This window comes from Macrococcoides bohemicum, from assembly GCF_016865215.1.
GTDB classification, from domain to species: Bacteria; Bacillota; Bacilli; order Staphylococcales; family Staphylococcaceae; genus Macrococcoides; species Macrococcoides bohemicum.
Window position 1 is genome coordinate 1,394,139 of record NZ_CP054482.1, and the last position, 18,618, is coordinate 1,412,756.

Annotated in this window: 21 protein-coding genes and 1 riboswitch; of the genes, 3 read left to right on the forward strand and 18 right to left on the reverse strand. The window is 32.3% G+C overall.

What is annotated here, in order from left to right:
• The first annotated feature begins 86 nt into the window (after positions 1-86).
• Positions 87-728: a hypothetical protein gene (locus HT586_RS07180; protein WP_203545497.1), complete on the forward strand. Its 642-nt coding sequence runs from the start codon at positions 87-89 to the stop codon at positions 726-728.
• Positions 729-896: 168 nt separating this feature from the next.
• Here the strand turns inward: HT586_RS07180 and HT586_RS12415 are convergent, their stop codons facing one another.
• The 12 genes from HT586_RS12415 to cmk form a co-directional block, all read right to left on the reverse strand.
• Positions 897-2,492 (reverse strand): SNIPE associated domain-containing protein, encoded by a 1,596-nt coding sequence (locus HT586_RS12415; protein WP_238999204.1) that lies wholly within the window; start codon positions 2,490-2,492, stop codon positions 897-899.
• A 146-nt stretch (positions 2,493-2,638) separates the two neighbouring features.
• Positions 2,639-3,085, reverse strand: coding sequence for a nucleoside-diphosphate kinase (ndk, locus tag HT586_RS07190; RefSeq protein WP_111744917.1), 447 nt, complete (start codon positions 3,083-3,085; stop codon positions 2,639-2,641).
• Positions 3,086-3,157: 72 nt separating this feature from the next.
• Positions 3,158-4,129 (reverse strand): hexaprenyl-diphosphate synthase large subunit, encoded by a 972-nt coding sequence (hexs-b, locus tag HT586_RS07195; protein ID WP_232508226.1) that lies wholly within the window; start codon positions 4,127-4,129, stop codon positions 3,158-3,160.
• Positions 4,130-4,150: 21 nt separating this feature from the next.
• On the reverse strand, positions 4,151-4,858 hold the full coding sequence (locus HT586_RS07200) for a demethylmenaquinone methyltransferase (protein WP_096078079.1): 708 nt from the start codon (positions 4,856-4,858) through the stop codon (positions 4,151-4,153).
• Positions 4,859-4,898: 40 nt separating this feature from the next.
• On the reverse strand, positions 4,899-5,294 hold the full coding sequence (locus HT586_RS07205) for a hypothetical protein (protein WP_203545498.1): 396 nt from the start codon (positions 5,292-5,294) through the stop codon (positions 4,899-4,901).
• A gap of 118 nt (positions 5,295-5,412) precedes the next feature.
• The gene (locus HT586_RS07210) at positions 5,413-5,685 is read right to left on the reverse strand and encodes an HU family DNA-binding protein (RefSeq protein WP_096076444.1); all 273 of its coding nucleotides are present in this window, start codon (positions 5,683-5,685) and stop codon (positions 5,413-5,415) included.
• Positions 5,686-5,805: 120 nt separating this feature from the next.
• Positions 5,806-6,519: a hypothetical protein gene (locus HT586_RS07215; protein ID WP_096076443.1), complete on the reverse strand. Its 714-nt coding sequence runs from the start codon at positions 6,517-6,519 to the stop codon at positions 5,806-5,808.
• Positions 6,512-6,718: a DUF2768 family protein gene (locus HT586_RS07220; RefSeq protein ID WP_096076442.1), complete on the reverse strand. Its 207-nt coding sequence runs from the start codon at positions 6,716-6,718 to the stop codon at positions 6,512-6,514. Before HT586_RS07220 ends, HT586_RS07215 begins: the two co-directional genes overlap by 8 nt.
• 9 nt (positions 6,719-6,727) lie before the next feature.
• The gene (locus HT586_RS07225) at positions 6,728-7,726 is read right to left on the reverse strand and encodes an NAD(P)H-dependent glycerol-3-phosphate dehydrogenase (RefSeq protein WP_133353220.1); all 999 of its coding nucleotides are present in this window, start codon (positions 7,724-7,726) and stop codon (positions 6,728-6,730) included.
• Positions 7,727-7,738: 12 nt separating this feature from the next.
• Complete coding sequence (der, locus tag HT586_RS07230; protein ID WP_203545499.1) at positions 7,739-9,049, reverse strand: ribosome biogenesis GTPase Der; 1,311 nt, start codon at positions 9,047-9,049, stop codon at positions 7,739-7,741.
• Between the two features lie 127 nt (positions 9,050-9,176).
• Positions 9,177-10,337, reverse strand: coding sequence for a 30S ribosomal protein S1 (gene rpsA / locus HT586_RS07235; RefSeq protein ID WP_203545500.1), 1,161 nt, complete (start codon positions 10,335-10,337; stop codon positions 9,177-9,179).
• An 81-nt stretch (positions 10,338-10,418) separates the two neighbouring features.
• The gene (gene cmk, locus HT586_RS07240) at positions 10,419-11,075 is read right to left on the reverse strand and encodes a (d)CMP kinase (protein ID WP_096076438.1); all 657 of its coding nucleotides are present in this window, start codon (positions 11,073-11,075) and stop codon (positions 10,419-10,421) included.
• 75 nt (positions 11,076-11,150) lie between these two features.
• Between cmk and HT586_RS07245 the strand changes: the two genes are divergently transcribed.
• Positions 11,151-12,113 (forward strand): asparaginase, encoded by a 963-nt coding sequence (locus tag HT586_RS07245; RefSeq protein ID WP_096076437.1) that lies wholly within the window; start codon positions 11,151-11,153, stop codon positions 12,111-12,113.
• A gap of 24 nt (positions 12,114-12,137) precedes the next feature.
• Here the strand turns inward: HT586_RS07245 and HT586_RS07250 are convergent, their stop codons facing one another.
• The 5 genes from HT586_RS07250 to HT586_RS07270 all read right to left on the reverse strand — a co-directional run bounded on the left by HT586_RS07250 (position 12,138) and on the right by HT586_RS07270 (position 17,441).
• Positions 12,138-13,112: a YpdA family putative bacillithiol disulfide reductase gene (locus tag HT586_RS07250; protein WP_096076436.1), complete on the reverse strand. Its 975-nt coding sequence runs from the start codon at positions 13,110-13,112 to the stop codon at positions 12,138-12,140.
• Positions 13,113-13,163: 51 nt separating this feature from the next.
• Positions 13,164-13,805: a CBS domain-containing protein gene (locus HT586_RS07255; protein WP_096076435.1), complete on the reverse strand. Its 642-nt coding sequence runs from the start codon at positions 13,803-13,805 to the stop codon at positions 13,164-13,166.
• Positions 13,806-13,828: 23 nt separating this feature from the next.
• Positions 13,829-14,998: a LysM peptidoglycan-binding domain-containing protein gene (locus tag HT586_RS07260; protein WP_203545501.1), complete on the reverse strand. Its 1,170-nt coding sequence runs from the start codon at positions 14,996-14,998 to the stop codon at positions 13,829-13,831.
• 62 nt (positions 14,999-15,060) lie between these two features.
• A complete protein-coding gene (locus HT586_RS07265) occupies positions 15,061-16,491 on the reverse strand; it encodes a RecQ family ATP-dependent DNA helicase (RefSeq protein ID WP_203545502.1) in 1,431 nt (476 codons plus the stop codon).
• Positions 16,488-17,441 carry a helix-turn-helix domain-containing protein gene (locus HT586_RS07270; protein WP_203545503.1) on the reverse strand — a complete coding sequence of 318 codons (954 nt, stop codon included), beginning with the start codon at positions 17,439-17,441 and terminating at the stop codon, positions 16,488-16,490. Before HT586_RS07270 ends, HT586_RS07265 begins: the two co-directional genes overlap by 4 nt.
• A gap of 106 nt (positions 17,442-17,547) precedes the next feature.
• On the opposite strand from HT586_RS07270, the gene HT586_RS07275 reads away from it, so the two are divergent.
• Positions 17,548-17,799 carry a ferredoxin gene (locus HT586_RS07275; protein WP_096076431.1) on the forward strand — a complete coding sequence of 84 codons (252 nt, stop codon included), beginning with the start codon at positions 17,548-17,550 and terminating at the stop codon, positions 17,797-17,799.
• Positions 17,800-17,865: 66 nt separating this feature from the next.
• Here HT586_RS07275 and HT586_RS07280 read toward each other — a convergent pair whose 3' ends face one another.
• A complete protein-coding gene (locus tag HT586_RS07280; protein ID WP_096076430.1) occupies positions 17,866-18,429 on the reverse strand; it encodes an ECF transporter S component in 564 nt (187 codons plus the stop codon).
• A 59-nt stretch (positions 18,430-18,488) separates the two neighbouring features.
• A riboswitch (FMN riboswitch) is annotated at positions 18,489-18,607 on the reverse strand.
• Positions 18,608-18,618: the final 11 nt, after the last annotated feature.

Genomic DNA, 18,618 nt, shown 5'->3' on the forward strand with positions numbered 1-18,618 from the left:
TACATTCATATAATACATATACTACAATTGGAGCATAGGTCCTGTTATAATTTAAAATAAAAAGGTATAAAGTTGAGGAGGTAAAAATGAATCTTACCATTAATAATATAGATATATTTAGTATATTTATTTCTGCTGGTGGATTAGGTTTTCTAACTTATAATATATTAGCTAAGACAGGTAAAATATATATACGCAACAATGATCAAAAAGATAAATATATAACTTTAATATTTTTATCAATGCTTAATTATATATTATTTTTAACAGTTACATTATTAGTAGATTACTTAAACTATTTCGATATAAAATCAAATACTAAAATTTTATTCAGCATATTTATAACGTTGTTATTATCAATAATTCTGCCAATGGTTATACCTATAAAATGGTTTGATAAATTCAATGAATTGTTAAATGTACAAAGAAACAATATGGGTTATGCGAATAATTATAGTGAAACTACAAGAGAAAGATTTTTCAATATTAATCATTCAAAGTCCATATTTATTTTTGACTTGCAAAATAACTTTATTGAATCAGGTAGCTATTATAATGTAAATGAAAGTTATAAAGATGATTTTGAAATAGCAATCGTACCATTTGATAGTGAAACGAATTTAAATAATTATAATAATTTGATGTCATATATATATGAAAATTCGCATGTAAGTGCAAAAACGCTTATTAATTTTGATAAACAACTAAAATTTATTATGATCGATTAGAACCTGGTGGCTTCGGTCTAGTAGGTTTTGGTGTACCTAAAGATCTAGTTTCACCATTGGAATATTTTGTTTTTGGTTTGTTGTCAGCCATCATACCTCCAACACTTACACTCTAGTAAGTGTTTTTTTATTAAGATTTAATATATATAAAAATGATTCCACTTTTATCTAAACATACCTTAATGATTCTTTATATTGCTCAGCTTTCGGCTCTTTAATAAATTGAACTGTATTGTTATGATTTTCTTTTACAACTTTTTCAACTTCATCTAAATCAACATTAAAGAACTCTTTTCTATGATTTACTTTATTTACTTCTCTATCTCTAAAGTGATTATGTAATATGTTCTCTAGACTTGGTGCATCTTCAGAGAATATTAAGGCATGAACATCAAATTCGAATGGTACAGATGCATCACCCAATTCCTTTATTCTATCCATAGGTTCTAAACGTCTTGTAACACCAATTTTAAGTACGTTTTCACCAAATGAACCAATATTAGAAATTACATATACATATCCAGCACGAGTATTTAACAAACGATTTTCTACATCTTTTTTATCTTCTTCTAATTGTTCTACTTTACCATTTAATTCATTAATTTTATCTACATACAATTGCTTTTGTACCTCATCACTTGATGAAGCCAAATACTTCATTAATTTACTAATCTCTTGATTAAATTGTTTTTGCTCTTTAGCAATCTCATTCTTCTTCTTTTCGAGTTCTCTTTCAGCTTTTTGTTCTTCTGCTATTCTAAGTCTTTCTTCTTTTCTAATTTCAGCCTCTTCTTGAAGTTTTATTTGTAACCTGTGAAATAGTTCTAATTTTTTTAATTTAATTTGCAAAAAGCTATCTTCTAAATGAACACCATCTGTTTCAAATAGCTTATTTAATTGTTCAAAGTTCTTAATAATCCTGTTATAAGTAGTATCAAAATTATTTGAAGTCAATTTATTAAATAAGAACTCACATTCGACATTAAACAAAGTAATAATTTGTTTTAATTGGTTTTTAGCATGTTTCTTATTATCAATGTCAGTATTATTAATTATTTCATTAACATTAGATGTTCTTTTTTCTTGCATATTCAAATCATTAATTTCGTTTTTAATATCATATGATGACATGTCATCAAACATATTAATAGGGTATAAGAGATTAAAATTATAATCTTCAAGTTTCGGTTTAATTTGCTCAGTAATTTCGTTTAGAATATGCTTTTTGTTCTCAATATCTTTTTCTATTTTAATTAAGATATTTTTATTGCTATGTATTTTTTCTTCTAAAGTTTCATTATCCGTTTGTAATACTTTGTTTTCTTCTTGTCTATTGTAAATACTATGTTTGACATCATATAGATCAGGTATATATTCAACATCTTTCTTTGAAACACCTATAAATTTAACAAGTAACATGATAACTAATATTAAAGTAAGTAATGCGAACGTAGGTTCAGCAAACGTTAATAAGCTAGAAATTACTATAACAATACTAATAAAAGTATATAAACCACTCTTTTTAGGCTCAGTTATAGAATTATTATTAATATTAGTTTTAATTTCAGCATTTCGATTTTGATTATCATTAACTTTTTCTTTATCCCATTGACCTGTTTCTACTAACCATTCATATACAATTCTATTTTTATCATCTTCAGGTAGCTTTTTAAATTTTTTCTTATCTTCATTATCTAATGTCTTTAAATAATCAGATTGTTTATATGATATTTTAAATATCTCTTTCATATTAAATTTCTTCAAAAAAATTTCTCCTTTTTTAAGACCGATTAGTTACTTTTTAAAAACTTTGCCCTTTTTCTGCCCTTTTTTTAATTAAAAATTTTAAAAAAGTAGTTATAGGCTTTCAAAAAGCCTATAACCACAGTATTTTAATAACTAAATTATAATTAGTACACCCAAGTAGCTGTTACTAAATTGTAATCTATAATTTCTTCTTCTTTGAACCATAATGCGATTTCTTTTTCTGCTGATGCTACTGAATCAGAACCGTGAATAATATTTTTACCAACTGTCATACCATAGTCACCGCGAATTGTTCCTGGTGCACTTTCAGCAGGATTAGTTTTACCAACTAATGTACGTCCAATTTCCACTACATTCTCCCCTTCTAATACCATTGCAAAAACTGGTCCAGAAGTAATGAAATCAACTAATTCTCCGAAGAAAGGTTTTTCACTATGTTCTCCGTAATGTGTCTTTGCTAAATCTTCAGACACTGTCATTAATTTAGCACCTACAATTTTAATCCCTTTGTTTTCGATGCGTTTTACGATTTCTCCTACAAGTCCTCGTCCTACGCCATCAGGTTTAATCATTAAGAAAGTTTTTTCCATTATTTATCCCTACCTCATTGTTTTTTGTGTAGCCTAGAATATTTTATCATTGTAAGCGATTTCTTTCAATTCCTAATATACGCGATAGAGCATTTTTTCATGTATTTCCAGAAGGTATTTTTTTTCATCGCTATCCGGTAATTGATATAAATGATATTTTGCTTTTTCCGCATACTGTTTACTTAAGCGTTTTGTAGCTTCAATGCCATAAGTTCTTACATTGTTGATAATAAATTCAAATATCGCTTCGTTTTGTTCATTTTCCAGATTGATTATAGTTTGTTCTAACTTTAATCTTTCAGAGTTATCTTTATTATTTATAGCAGCCATTAATGGATATGTAATATGACCGTTACGAATATCGCTAGCAACAGGCTTACCTAATGTTATTTCATCACTTGTATAATCCAGCATATCATCTATAATCTGATAGCTCATACCGATATAATGTCCAAATTTACGAATATGGAATAATGATGCTCGGTTAACCTCTGTACTCATCGCACCTAATACACAGCTTGCTTCAATTAAAATCGCTGTTTTACGATTAATACGACGTAAGTATTGTGTAAAGGATATAGGATACTGGAATCGATCTGCCATCTGATCAAATTCCCCGAAACATACTTCAAGAATTGTTTGACTAAATACTTTATGAAAATCTGTATGATTAATATCACTGATATTTGTTAATGCTTTAGCCAGTAAAAAGTGACCTGTTCTAAGTGCGATATCTTTATCAAATGCAGCATGTACACTCATTACGCCACGACGTTTATCACTATTATCAATGTAATCATCATGTACCAAACTTGCCATATGAATTAATTCTAAGCTTACTGCGGTATTTAGGAGATGGTTATAATGTTTATTATCACCCATCAAACCAGTAAGTAGGACAAACATCGGTCTGACCCGTTTACCGCCTGATTGCAAAGTATGCATACTTGCCTGTTGTATCACATTAGAGTTGCTATGAATAACTTGATTTAATTGTTGTTCAACTCTTGTGATATGTGGTTTTAAATATGACTTATAACTCATTGCAATCATCCATTTCTTTTATTATTTCTTAGGTTTGTAAGCTCTATGCATAGCACTAACGCCACCGGTAAATCCTTTAAATTTAATATGGGTGAAACCCACACCTGCCATTAATTTTGCTAATGTATATTTATCAGGGAAGTCAAAAGCTGATTGTTGTAACCAGCTGTATTCTTTCATTGATTTTGCAAATACTTTTCCGAATAATGGCATAACGTATTTGAAATAGAATGTATATCCTTCTTTAAAAACAGGCATGGTCGGATGACTTGTTTCTAAAACGACAATCATGCCACCTGGTTTTAATACACGATAAATTTCAGCTAAGCCCTTCTCAAAGTCCGGCAAGTTTCTTAATCCGAATCCAATCGTTACATAATCAAATAGATTATCTTCAAAAGGCATATCCATGGCATTTCCATGAATCAGTTCAATGTTGTCATAACGCTTTACTTTCGTCTTTGCTACTTCGAGCATGTTCTCACTAAAATCAAGTCCGGTAACGTGACCGCTTGTTCCTACCGCATTAGCCATCTGAATTGTCCAGTCACCTGTACCACAACAAACATCTAAAGCTTTTGAACCCTTTTTTACTTTCATTTGCTTCATCGTATATTTACGCCACGCTTTATGTTGATTAAAACTAATAATGTCATTTAATTTATCATATTTTGTTGAAACGTTTTGAAAGACGTTATGTACCATTTCAGTTTTTTCTTCGCTTGTCATTGGTTTTGACATTTGAGCCACCACTTTCATCTATGTATAGTTAAGCCATAAAAGGCATTACAAAAATATTATCAATTTGTTCTTTCAATGCAGGATCATTTGAATGAGAAAATTGTTGCTTAAGTTCATTCTGTTTTGCGACACAGTCAGTAAGTATCTGATAACGATATTGTTGAAAAGGAGATGCTAGATAACGATAGAACAAAGCGCTTAATAAATCAGTTGACAGCACATATCTATCTTTATTGCTATCGTCCACCAAATCCTGCATACGCATACTTGTATCAATCGCAAGTATTGCACATTTCGTCTGATCATCAACATCTAACATTGTCGTCTGTGTTAATATTTCCGGATTAACTGGAATCATTTCGAAAAAAGGATATCGTTTCTTTAATTCGTCAATATCATTTAGAAATCTTTCATAAAAGCTCATCTTCTATACCTCTATCGCTTATTCTTTTTCTATTATAACTTAATATTTGAAAATTTAAACAAGATTAAACTGATTATGACAAAAATAAAAAGCCCTAATAGGGCTTTTTATAACACAATTATTTAACTGCGTCTTTTAATGCTTTACCAGCTTTAAATGCTGGGACTTTGCTAGCTGGAATATCGATTTCTTTACCAGTTTGTGGGTTACGGCCCTTACGAGCAGCACGTTCACGAACTTCAAAGTTACCAAAACCGATTAATTGTACTTTCTCACCATTTGATAATGATTTTTGAATTGATTCAAAAACAGCATCAACAGCTAAACCTGCTTCTTTTTTAGTTAAGTTAGCACTTTCTGAAACCGCATTGATTAAGTCTGTTTTATTCACGTCAATTCACCTCCCCAAAGGTTATGTAAATGATACGTAAGTATCATTCTGTAATGACTTTAACATAATAAACGTTGACACTGCAACGATTAATACAAAAAAATGAATAAATTTTTCATTTTAATGCTCAACTGTTCTGAAAATTGGTTCATTTTTCTCATTTATTGTATAAGGAACAGAATATGCTGGTAATACTGGAGAATCCTTGTAAAGAATGTATCTGATATCAGTACCTTTTTCTAACTTAAGATTTTTTTCATTAATCTTTTTGCCAAGGTCAATTGCATAATCAATTTTAAACTCATTTCCACCATTAATATAAATCGGTAAACTTTCATCACTATATGGACTTTTTACTGTTGGATACTTTTTCAGACCATATTTTTTATAGTCAATCTTATAAAGGTTCGGTCCAATTTTTTTACCTAAAGCGAGCGTATCAGATTTTGTCTCAAGTCGTATTCTTAAATTTTTCAAAGCTTCAGAAGTTCTTAAGTCGATTAATTTAACAGTAGGATTTTTTTCAACATCCATCAAAACATACTGATAGTAGCCACCCATTTCAAATGAACTACCTGGTAACTGAGATAAATATTTTGGTTTTAATTTTTCAAAGTCAACAGGATGTTTCAAGTAAATTTCATAGGACATATCTCTTTCTTTAATTGGTAATAAACCACCGCTATCTTTTTGATAGCTATCGACAGCACTTTGAACCATTTTTAACTGATCAACAGGCGCCACTTGATTTTGAGCGAGTTCCTCTTTCGGATACATACAGCCTGATAAGATAAATGATACTGCAACCAGTAATCCAAAAATTCTTTTACCCATGACTCGACCCGCCTAACACTACAAACATGAGTAATGCACTTAAAATAAGTGCTATATAAGCTAAACCTGTAACAATTACATTTAAAATTTTATTTTTTACTTTAAAACGCGCTACGTAAATTAACATCATAGCAAGTAACATAAGACCTAATGAATAAAAAGAAACCCACATTAAGTCCATTTTAGATATATTGAACATAATTTCCCTCTATTCATTCTTTTTTTCTCGGCTCATCAGTTCCATGACACCAGTATTTACATCTAATCCTTCAAATAATAATTTATAGAGCGCAGTAGTTATCGGCATTTCAACATTAAAAGCTTTAGACATTTCATAAGCTGCTTCAGTAGTTCTAACACCTTCAACAACCATTCCCATCTGAGCTAAAGCCTCATCAAGAGTTGCTCCTTTACCAAGCATGTTCCCGCACTTCCAGTTACGCGAATGTACAGATGTACATGTTACAATTAAATCTCCAATTCCGGCTAAACCTAAAAATGTCATTGGATCAGCCCCCATCCTTGTACCAAGTCTTGTGATTTCAGCTAAACCACGTGTCATAAGTGCAGCTTTCGCATTATCACCATAACCTAAACCATCTGTGATACCTGCTGCTAATGCAATAATATTTTTCAATGCACCACCGATTTCAACGCCGATTAAATCATCATTTGTATACACTCTGAAATATTCATTCATAAATAAATCCTGAGCAATACGAGCAACAGATATATCTTTTGATGCAACTGCTACCGTCGTCGGTTGTTTAACAGCAACTTCCTCTGCATGACTTGGACCACTTAATACTCCAACCCCTTTTAATAACGCAGTACCCATTTCCTCTTCAATCATTTCAGAGATACGTTTAAAAGTTAACGGCTCGATACCTTTGGAAACATGAATAATTATTTTTGGTGCATCACTTACTTCATTGATTTGAGCCGTTACAGAACGTATCGCTTTTGTCGGAACAGCTAAAATTAATATTTCAGCATGTAACACTGCTTGTTTCAACTCAGTTGTAGCTTTTAAACTTTTATTCAATTGAGCCTCAGGTAAATATTTATGATTCGTATGCTGCTCATTTAATGCTCTAATTGTTGTTTCAGTTTTACCCCACATCAAACAATTATGACCGTTATCAGCGAGAACATTTGCTAGTGCTGTTCCCCAGCTTCCGGTACCAAATACAGAAACGTTTGTCATTAATTACACCCCTTAGTTTCGTTTACGGGCAATAATATGAACTGGTGTGCCCTCAAATCCAAATGCTGCTCTTATTCTATTTTCAAGGAATCGTTTATAAGAGAAATGCATCATTTCTACATCATTTACAAAAACAACAAATGTCGGTGGTTCAATAGCGACTTGTGTTGAATAGAAGATACTTAATCGGCTGCCGTTATGCGTTGGCGTTGGGTTCATTGCAACAGCATCTGTTATAACTTCATTCAAAGTACTACTTTGAACACGTTTACGGTGATTTTCACCTGCTTCATTGATGAACGGGAATAACGTTTTTAATCGTTTGCCTTCTAAGGCAGAAACGAATGCAATACGCGCATAATCTAAAAATTGGAAGTTCTCTCTTACTTTGTCTTCAAATTTCTTCATCGTTTTAGAATCTTTTTCAACTGTATCCCATTTATTCACAACGATGACTACAGCTTTACCCGCTTCATGTGCATAGCCGGCAATTTTCTTATCCTGCTCGATAATACCTGTATCAGCATCAAGCACTACCAATACAACATTTGATCTTTCAATCGCTTTTAATGCTCTCAAAACTGAATAACGTTCAGTCGTTTCATATACTTTACCTTTTTTTCGCATACCAGCAGTATCAATCATAACGTATTCCTGATCTTCAAACGTATACACCGTGTCAATTGCATCACGCGTTGTACCTGCAATAGGTGACACGATTACACGTTCTTCACCTAATATTGCATTAATTAAACTAGATTTACCTACATTTGGACGACCAATTAAAGAGAATTTAATGACATTATCATCATATTCCTCTTCAGGTTGTTCAGGAAAATGTTTACTTGCTTCATCCAGTAAATCACCAATACCTAAACCGTGTGAACCAGAAATCGGGAAAGGTTCTCCAAATCCTAAAGAATAAAACTCATAAATATCTGTACGCATTTCTGGATTATCAATTTTATTCACTGCCAGTACCACTGGTTTACTTGATTTAAATAATAATTTCGCTACAAATTCATCCTCAATCGTAATACCATCGCGGCCATTAACCATGAAAATAATGACATCTGCTTCATCGATTGCAATCTCAGCTTGCGCACGAATTTGTTCCTGGAAAGGTTCATCACCAAGTTCTATACCACCAGTATCAATTATATTGAACTCATGTGTTAACCACTCGCCGCTTGAATAAATTCTATCTCTCGTAATCCCCGGCGTATCTTCTACTATTGAGACACGCTCTCCGATAATCCTATTGAAGATTGTAGATTTGCCGACATTCGCTCGGCCTACAATCGCTATTGTTGGTTTTGTCAATTTTGTTCTTCCTCTCAAATAATATCTGTTCTATTTTAACACAGAAAGTGTGTTTATCAAATCGATATAAAAAATGCCGATATGTATACAGTATAATCTGTATACATATCGACATCTAAAAACTATATTATAAATTTAAACCTTTGAATTTATCTCCGAAAACATCACCTAAAGTTGGTGCGTCTTCGTCAGTTATAGTTTGATTATTTAAATAAGAAGTATCAAAGTCTTCAGTTTGTTCTTCAGTTGCTTTAATAGATAAACCGATACGTTTTTCTTCTTTATTAATATCTAAAATTTTAACTTTTACTTTTTGACCAGCTTCTAATACTTCACTTGGATTTCCAATATGATCGTGACTGATTTGAGAAATATGAACAAGTCCTTGTAAACCTTTATCAATCTCAACAAATGCACCGAAGTTCGCTAGACGCATTACTTCACCTTCAACCACATCTCCAACTTTGAATTTTTCATCAATTGTTTCAAATGGTCCAGGTAATGCAGCTTTAATAGATAATGATACACGCTCATTTTCAGGATCAACACTTAAAATTTTAACTTTAACTTTATCACCTACTGATAATGCATCTTCTACTTTATCAATATGGTCATGTGTGATTTGAGAAATATGAACTAATCCATCAACATCGCCAATATCTACGAAGGCACCGAAGTTTGTCATACGTAGCACTTCACCTTCAACAACTGCACCTACTTCCAATTGTTGCAGACGTTCTGATTTTAAAGCTTTATTTTCTTCAGCTTCAATCACTTTATGGTTTAAGATCACTCTATTTTTTTCTTGATCTAACTCTTCAATTTTTAAAGTTAATACTTTTCCAACATAATCAGAGAAATCTTCAATATAGCTTGTAGAAATTAATGATGCCGGGATAAAACCACGTAAGCCAACATCAACAACCAATCCACCTTTAACAGCTTCTTTAACTTCAGCTTCTAAAGTTTCACCGTTTTCAAATTTTTGTTGTAAAGTTTCAAATGATTCAGATTCATCTAATTTACGTTTAGATAAGATGTAGTGACCATCTTCTTCTTTATCTTCAATCTTAGTCACATACGCTTCAATTTCATCGCCAACTTTAACAACATCTTCCGCGTTCTCAACACGTAAGCTTGATAATTGGCTGATTGGAATAATTCCATCATATTTAGCACCATCTAATTGCAATACAACATGTTTCTCTTCAACTGATTGAACAGTGCCTTTTACTTTGTCACCTTCATTAATTTCTAAAATCATGTTTTCGTTAAATTCTTCTGTCATTAGGGACGCCTCCTCAAAGTTTACAGCTTATAGCTTATAATAAACTTCTTATAAATTGACGATAAAGTCAAGAAATTCGCTTTAATTCTCAATAATTTCACGTGCTAATGTAATGATTTTATCTTTCACCGCTTCTATCGTCATGCCAGTTGTATCAATCTCTATAGCGTCATTCGCTTTAACTAAAGGTGAAATTTCCCGAGTCATGTCGAGATGATCACGACGTTCTATATCTTTAACGAGATCTTCGAAATTTGCTTCAATTCCACGCTGCTGATTGTCGATTAGTCTTCTTTCAGCCCGTTCAGTAACTGAAGCTATCATATATACTTTAAGTTCTGCATCAGGAATCACATGTGTACCGATATCTCGTCCATCCATTACAACACCTTTTGCAGCTGTCAATTCCTGCTGAATACCCACTAATTTTTCTCTTACAGCTTTTTGACTTGCCACATGACTTACATTCAAAGTAACATCATTTTCCCGAATGCGTTCGGAAACATCTTCACCATTCAAATAAATTTTTTGACCGTTGTCATTTACGATTTTCAAATTGATATTTTGAACGAGCGTTTCTAAATCCATTACAGGTTGTGCTAAATGCGCAAGTGTAATCGCACGGTACATCGCACCTGTATCGACATAAACCATGCCAAGCTCAGCTGCGACAAGTTTTGCAATGGTACTTTTTCCAGCAGCAGCAGGACCATCCACTGCAATATTTATCTTTTTCATCTTATTACCTACCTTGTCGTTTAATCTTAATTATTTTATCATAGTAGTTATACGTTGTATATTTGGAGGATAAAAATGAAAAATATTCTTGTGATGCATACTGGCGGTACAATCAGTATGTCGGAAAATACGGAAGGATACGTTACAACAAACGAAGTCAATCCGATGTCGAATATCCAGTTAGATGCTTATGCTAATATTACTGAAATCCACCCTTTTCAAGTGCCCTCACCACATATTACCATTCAGCACATGAATGAACTTAGAAAGAAAATTATTCAGGAAATCTATAATGAGAATTATGATGGTATCGTAATCACTCATGGAACCGATACTTTAGAAGAAACTGCATATTTTCTGGACTTAACACTGAATGTGAGTATTCCGGTCATATTAACTGGTGCAATGCGTTCTTCAAATGAGATTGGATCAGATGGATTATATAACTATATTTCTGCGATAAAAGTCGCATGTCACGAAGCAAGTCAAAATAAAGGCGTATTAGTCGTATTTAACGATGAAATTCATAGTGCAACTAACGTCACTAAAACACACACATCTAATACGAGTACTTTCCAGAGTCCTAATTACGGACCACTCGGTATCGTCACTAAAAATAATGTTTATTTCCATCATTTACCGATATTGAATCATCCACTTGTAAAAGTAGATGAAACAAAAAAAGTTGGATTAATCAAAGCACATAGTGATCTTGATGAAGCATTACTTTCATTCTTTGCAGATCAAAACTACGATGGCTTAGTAATCGAAGCACTAGGACAGGGAAATTTACCGCCTTCTAGTTTAGCCGGCATCAATAAACTGATTGATGCAGAAATTCCAGTAGTACTTGTATCTCGCTGTTTTAACGGCATTACAAGTAATACATATCACTATGAAGGTGGTGGCTATGAATTAAAAGAAAAAGGACTTATTTTCTCGAATGGATTAAACGGTCAGAAAGCAAGACTTAAACTATTAATTGCTTTAAGCAATCATTTGAATCAAGATGATTTAAATACTTATTTCAGCAAATAAAAATAGGACATTGCTGTCCTATTTTTATTTTGACTTTTTAGCTAAAATACTTTCTACAATCATTCCACCATGAAATTTTCCATTCTCGATAAAAATTGTATTGGCATCATTACCTGCTGCAATAACACCAGCTATATACAGATTTTCGACATTTGTTTCCATTGTTTCGCGATCATAAAATGGCGCAGTACCATATTCATTTGTCACAAGTTCAATACCCATTGATGCTAAAAATTCATAATCCGGATGATAACCGATCATTGCAAACACTGTATCGTTTTTTATATTGATTTCACCGTCGGGCGTATTAATCGAAACAGTTGATTCATCGATGTTTGTTATATGACTTTCAAAATATAATTTGATTTTCTCATGATTAACAAGAGATTCATAGAGCGGTAAAATCCACGGTTTCACACTTTTAGAATAAGTACTTCCTCTATACACTGCAGTGACGCGTGCACCAGCTTTCTCTAGTTCTATAGCAGCATCAATCGCTGAATTCTTTCCACCGATGATTAATACATCCTGATCAAAATATGGATGTGCCTCTTTAAAATAATGGTGCACTTTTGGCAGGTCACTTCCTGGAACAGCGAGTGTATTATGCTGACCATAATAACCAGTCGCAACTGTAAGATATGTACATTCATACGTCGCTTTACTCGTACTTACAACAAAACTATCATGAAGCTTTTCAACTTTAATCACTTCTTCATTCGCATGTATTGTTAAATCATGATGCTTGACCACTGCGCGATAATATACTAATGCCTGGTTTCTTTTCGGTTTATGCTCTTCTACAATAAAGGGTACATCACCGATCCCTAACTTTTCACTAGTAGAGAAGAATGTTTGATGTGTTGGATAATTATAGATTGCTTCAACCACATTTCCTTTTTCAATGACAATATTTTCAATGCCAGCTTTTTTCTGTTCTATACTTGCAGATAATCCACATGGACCTGCTCCAATAATAATACTTTCAATCTTAAACACTCGTTTCACCTTCCGAAAAAAAAGAGACTCCGGCTAAAGAGTCCTCTTTTATTAATTATCTTCCTGAATATCTAATACTTTAAATCCATTTTGTTTTAAATATTTAGTAAACTTCTTAATATTTTTATGGTCTTCAACTTTAACAATCATTCTGCGATGCATTTTATCTGTTTCATCAAATGTAACAAACGAAATCGCATTTAATTTAAATTTAGATAAAGCTGAAGCTAGACGTTTAATTCGTCCTTCTGCATCAATAGAAGTAATCGCAATACGTACACCTGGTTTACTCATACCAAATGCAGATTTAAATTGTTCCATAACATCATATCGCGTGACCACACCTAAAAATTCATTGCGGTCATTAATAATACTAAGTATCGGAAAATCCTGTAAAGTTAAAAATGATTCTTCAAAGAAAGTTGAATCATTTACACTGTATTCATCTAACGGTAATATATCACCAATTTTTGTCTGTTCAACAAATTCATCACGTAATTTCGGCGTTTTCATAAAGAAGAAATGTCTAAAGATTTCATATTTTGTAGCGGTACCTAAATATTTTCCTTCTTCTACTACAGGCATACCGTCAATACCATGATGCTCTAATTTATCCAAAACACTTTTAATTGTGTCATTAGGATTTGCAACGTAGCATTTTTCTTTAGGTATCATAATTGTTTTTAAGTACATAAATCCATCCCCTTTGTATTTAATTATTCTGGAATTACTAATGTTTGACCAGCTGAAAGATTATTACCTGAAATAGCATTTGCTCTTCTTATTTTTTCAACGTTTTCAGGTGAGCCACTGCCATAATATTTAATTGCGATACGGTACAAGTTTTCTTTTGCACCAACAACATGTGATGCACCACCATTAGTCACTGTACTATTAGTTGAAGTGGCATTTTCGGCATTATTATTTGTAGTTGTACTGTTACTATTTGTTGCTGTATCAGTGTTGTTTGTTGCAGTACCATTATTATTTGAATTTGCAGTAGTATCTTCTGTACTTTCTTTCTCTGCTACTGCATTCTCAGTTGTTGCGTCTTCAGTTGTTTTAGTGTTTTCTTCTGTTGATTTTTCTTCTGTTGATTTTTCTTCAGTCGATTTAGTTGCTGCAGTTTTATCTTTATTTTCTTTACCCTTGTTAACAACAACTTCTTCTGTTTTAGGTTTGCCTTCATCCTGATTATTAATAAAGTTACTTAATAAGATAATAATAGGGATCAATAACAATATTGCTGCAAGAAACGGTAAATACTTCTTCATTCCATTACCCTCATCTTCTTTTTTGTCTTCACTCTTTTTATGGTCCTGCTGCTTTTTATTTGCTGCTGTTGCATTTGAGGCAGGACCAGTTGCACCCGCACCAACTACCGCAGCACCTGCTGCAGCTTTTTTCTTATTATTATTCTTAGATTCTTTTTGTGATGATTCTTTTTCTGACAGTTGTTCAGCTGTATTTTTATTGTTCTTATTACCATGGATACCAGTTTTATTAGAAGCAACATTTCCAACTACGCTTCCACCAACACCTGTTGCTGATGCAATAATTGATCGATCTCTTTTTTTATTTTCTTTAACCACTTCTTCGTTAGTTTCAACAGCATCTTTATCTGTATGTGCATCGTAAGTTACTTTTTCATCGGGTTGAATTGATTTTTCACGATTTTTTCGTTCCTGAGATCGATTTCTTCTTGAAGCCCCGCGTGGTGGAAATATTTCATTTGATTCAGCTTTATTTAATTGTTCACTATCCACATTATCTTCATTAACTGCTTTATTTTCAACAGTTTGATCTTGGTCTGTCAATTCATGACTTTCACGTTCAATTTTCTGTTTACTTTTTTCAAATTCATCTTTGAAATTATCTCTTGACACAATATCCACCCACTCAATTAATATTTTAATAATACATACTTATTATAGACAAAATATGTTGCTTAAGTAAAGACATATAAATCATTAAACAGTTGATTTAGAAGCGTTTTTCCGAACTTTTTTTGAATATGATAATTTTGCTGTTCAAACGAGATTTTAACTTGTTCATTGCATTGCGCACAACTTTTACATTTCAAACTATTTTTTTCTTGCTCCATACTTTGTATATCCGTTACATTTTGCATGTTTAAACTGAAATAATTTAGTTTTTGCGTAAAACAATTTTTTTCATGTATATATTCCATCATCTGTATCAATGCTGTTCGTTTCATTTGCTGGTGATGCTTGATTTTTTCTACTACTTCTTTTCTATTATACTTTTCCGAAAGAATTTTTAACAATATTTGCTTTTCTTCAGATAGTACTGCACCTTGAAAATACAAATCTATTTCTGCCACACTCAATTCATTTAATTCATTGAGTCGATATGGAAGTATCTCATCGTTAGGACTATACAACAAAATAGATTGTGATAATTCACCATCTCTGCCTCCTCTACCTATCTCCTGAATAAACTGAAAAATTGATTTTGGCATATGATAATGTATTACTGTTCTTATATTTGATTTATTAACGCCCATACCAAATGCATTCGTTGCACAAATCACTTGTATTTCATCATTCATAAAACGCTGCTGTACGGACATCCTTTCTTCATATTGCATATCTGCATGATAGCGTTCCACCATTATACCTTGCGCTAAAAGATATCTATATACGTATTCGACTTGTTTCTTTGAAGAAAAATAAATTACAGTTGCAGCAGATGCTTTTAAAGCTTCTAAAATAAAGGACAATTTGTCTGTATCATCATTTGTATTTACCACGGATAAAAAGATATTCTCCCTCTCCGTTAAATAATCCATTACAGTTAATTTCCTTTTAATAACGTGCTGAATATCTGAGATTACTTGATCATTTGCAGTGGCGGTTAATGCAATAACCTGTGCATCAAAATATGATACTATTTCATCAATCATCAAATAATGGGGTCTGAATTCAAATCCCCACTCCGAAATGCAATGTGCTTCATCTATAACGATAGCTTCACAGGGATAGTGCTTTAAATAATTCAGACCATTTGTAACAAGCCATTCAGGTGAACAGTATATAAAATCATATGTTTCAACATGAGATAACAATAATTGTTTGTCCATATCATCTAACTGACTGTGTATACAGCATGCTTTAATCTTTTTTTGTTTAAGCTGCATAACCTGATCTTCCATTAATGCAATTAATGGTGATATTACAATGGTCTTTTTATTATTTATCAGCATTGGTAACTGGAAAGTTAGTGATTTCCCTGAACCTGTTGGTAGAAGCGCTAATACATCACTCCCCTCAAGAATCTTTTGCACAATTTTAATTTGATTTTCTCGTAAGCTTTCTATACCAAAGGTCTCTTGTAAAATTTTATTGATTGCTTTCATTTGCATTGCTCCATTTTATATTTTACGATTGCGATTTTTAATTTAAAATAATCTTTTATTGGCGAAAGTTCATATAATGTCTTTAGTTTCCCGAAGCGATTGTTTTTTATCATTTCTTTAATGGCTATATATTCTTGTTCTGCTAGATAAAATGTAGTATCAAGTGGATAGTCTTTAATCAATATTTCAATAATATGATCTTGTATCGTATGTATTCTTACTGATTTATTTCGCTGAATTGTGTCTATTGAGTCACCATTAATTAAACGCTGATAAGTATCACTCGTATTGATATGTAAAGGCGTTCTGACATACAGATAACTTAATAACTTATATTTGCGTGTCTTAAATGCATGAAGCATCAAATTCTTTTCGAGGATCATTTGTGATTTTATCTCATCAATACTTAAGTTAAATTGTTTAGATATTTGTTCATAACTATCAGGTCTTATTTGATGACCATGCAGAAAATGTATAAAATAACAGGTACCGGCCTCTTTAAAGATAAACTGCGACAAATCATCTACTTCATGAGCTAACAAAATAAATTCATCATCTTTTTTAATCTTCATAAAAAGATATTTTACTTGCTGCTGTATAAATAAACGATTTGAACTAGGTAAATAGTCAGAGGAATGATAGAGATATTCAGAAACTGTTTGAAGCAATAGAACAAAGGATGTAAAAGATAACTCACTTGCATAGTAAAAGTATGGATATAGTTTCAGATCATTGTTTTGAATAAAATTTACATCATTATCATTATGAACGAGCCGAGTGACAGCCTCAAATGAAACATTTGGATACAATTCATAAACTGGTAATAGATCTTGCATCACTGCATCAAAATAAGTCTGCTGTGTTCGCGCACCAATCAATAATTTCCATAAACTTTTGACTGATTTATCTGTTAGGTAATGCGTCTTTATATACCGATTAATCGTTTTCATTATTGTCACCTTGAAATATTTTTGTTGAAAATGTGCTTAACTATCACTAAAATAGTTATGTATGTTATAACTAGTGTAGCATGAAAGTGTGAGGAGGCGAAAAAATATGGCAGGTAAATATACGATCGTTGATATGGATACATGCATCGCTTGCGGTGCTTGTGGTGCAGCGGCACCTGATATATATGATTATGATGATGAAGGTATTGCCTATGTTATTTTAGATGATAACAAAGGTACTCAGGAAATACCGGAAGAATTAGAAGAAGATATGATCGATGCATTTGAAGGTTGCCCAACTGATTCAATTAAAGTTGCAGATGAATCATTTGATGGCGACGCACTTAAATTTGAATAATATTTTAAAAAAGCTTGAAGTTCAATTCGAACTTCAAGCTTTTTTGTCAAGTTATGTTCTATGCTATTAATTATTAATTTTCATTTGTTTTTTAAGTAACGGTACTAACGGTTTAACAATGATATAAAAGAGAATTGTCAGCAATAATCCTTTAATCATATTAAAGGGAATTATACCTGCTGTTACGATAACCTGAATATTCTTGACAACATCATTTAAATTCATAATCATGCCATACATTGGTAATAACACGAAATAGTTAAGCATACTCATAACAATCGTCATTACGATTGTAGCACTGATAAATGCTGGTATTATCTTATTAAATCTTCCTTTTGTAATCACATACAGTGTCAATATAAACGATGTCCCTGCTAAAAAGTTAGCAACAGGACCAACTGGATCTGTCATGTTCATTACAAAGTTGAGTATGTTCTTAATAAACTCAATAAGTACTGCAGCTACAGGTCCAGCAGTAAATAACGCAATAATTGCAGGTAAATCACTGATATCAATCGTTAAATACGGTGGCAAGAAAGGTACTGGTACCTTTAAAAACATCAGTATGAATGCAATCGCACTTAATAAACTGATCAGTATCAGACTTCTTGTTCTATTCAATTTTGTCATAATTTCTCCTTACTTCATCTTTGAATCAGGAGGACAAATTAACTTGACGAAACTCTGACCTCCATCTTCTCCCATCCAGACTGTACTGTCGGCTTTGGAATTACACCAAATCAGCTGCATAATGCAGGTCGCGGGCTTTTACCGCCGGCTCGGAATTTCACCGACCCCGAAGATGAATGTGTATTATTG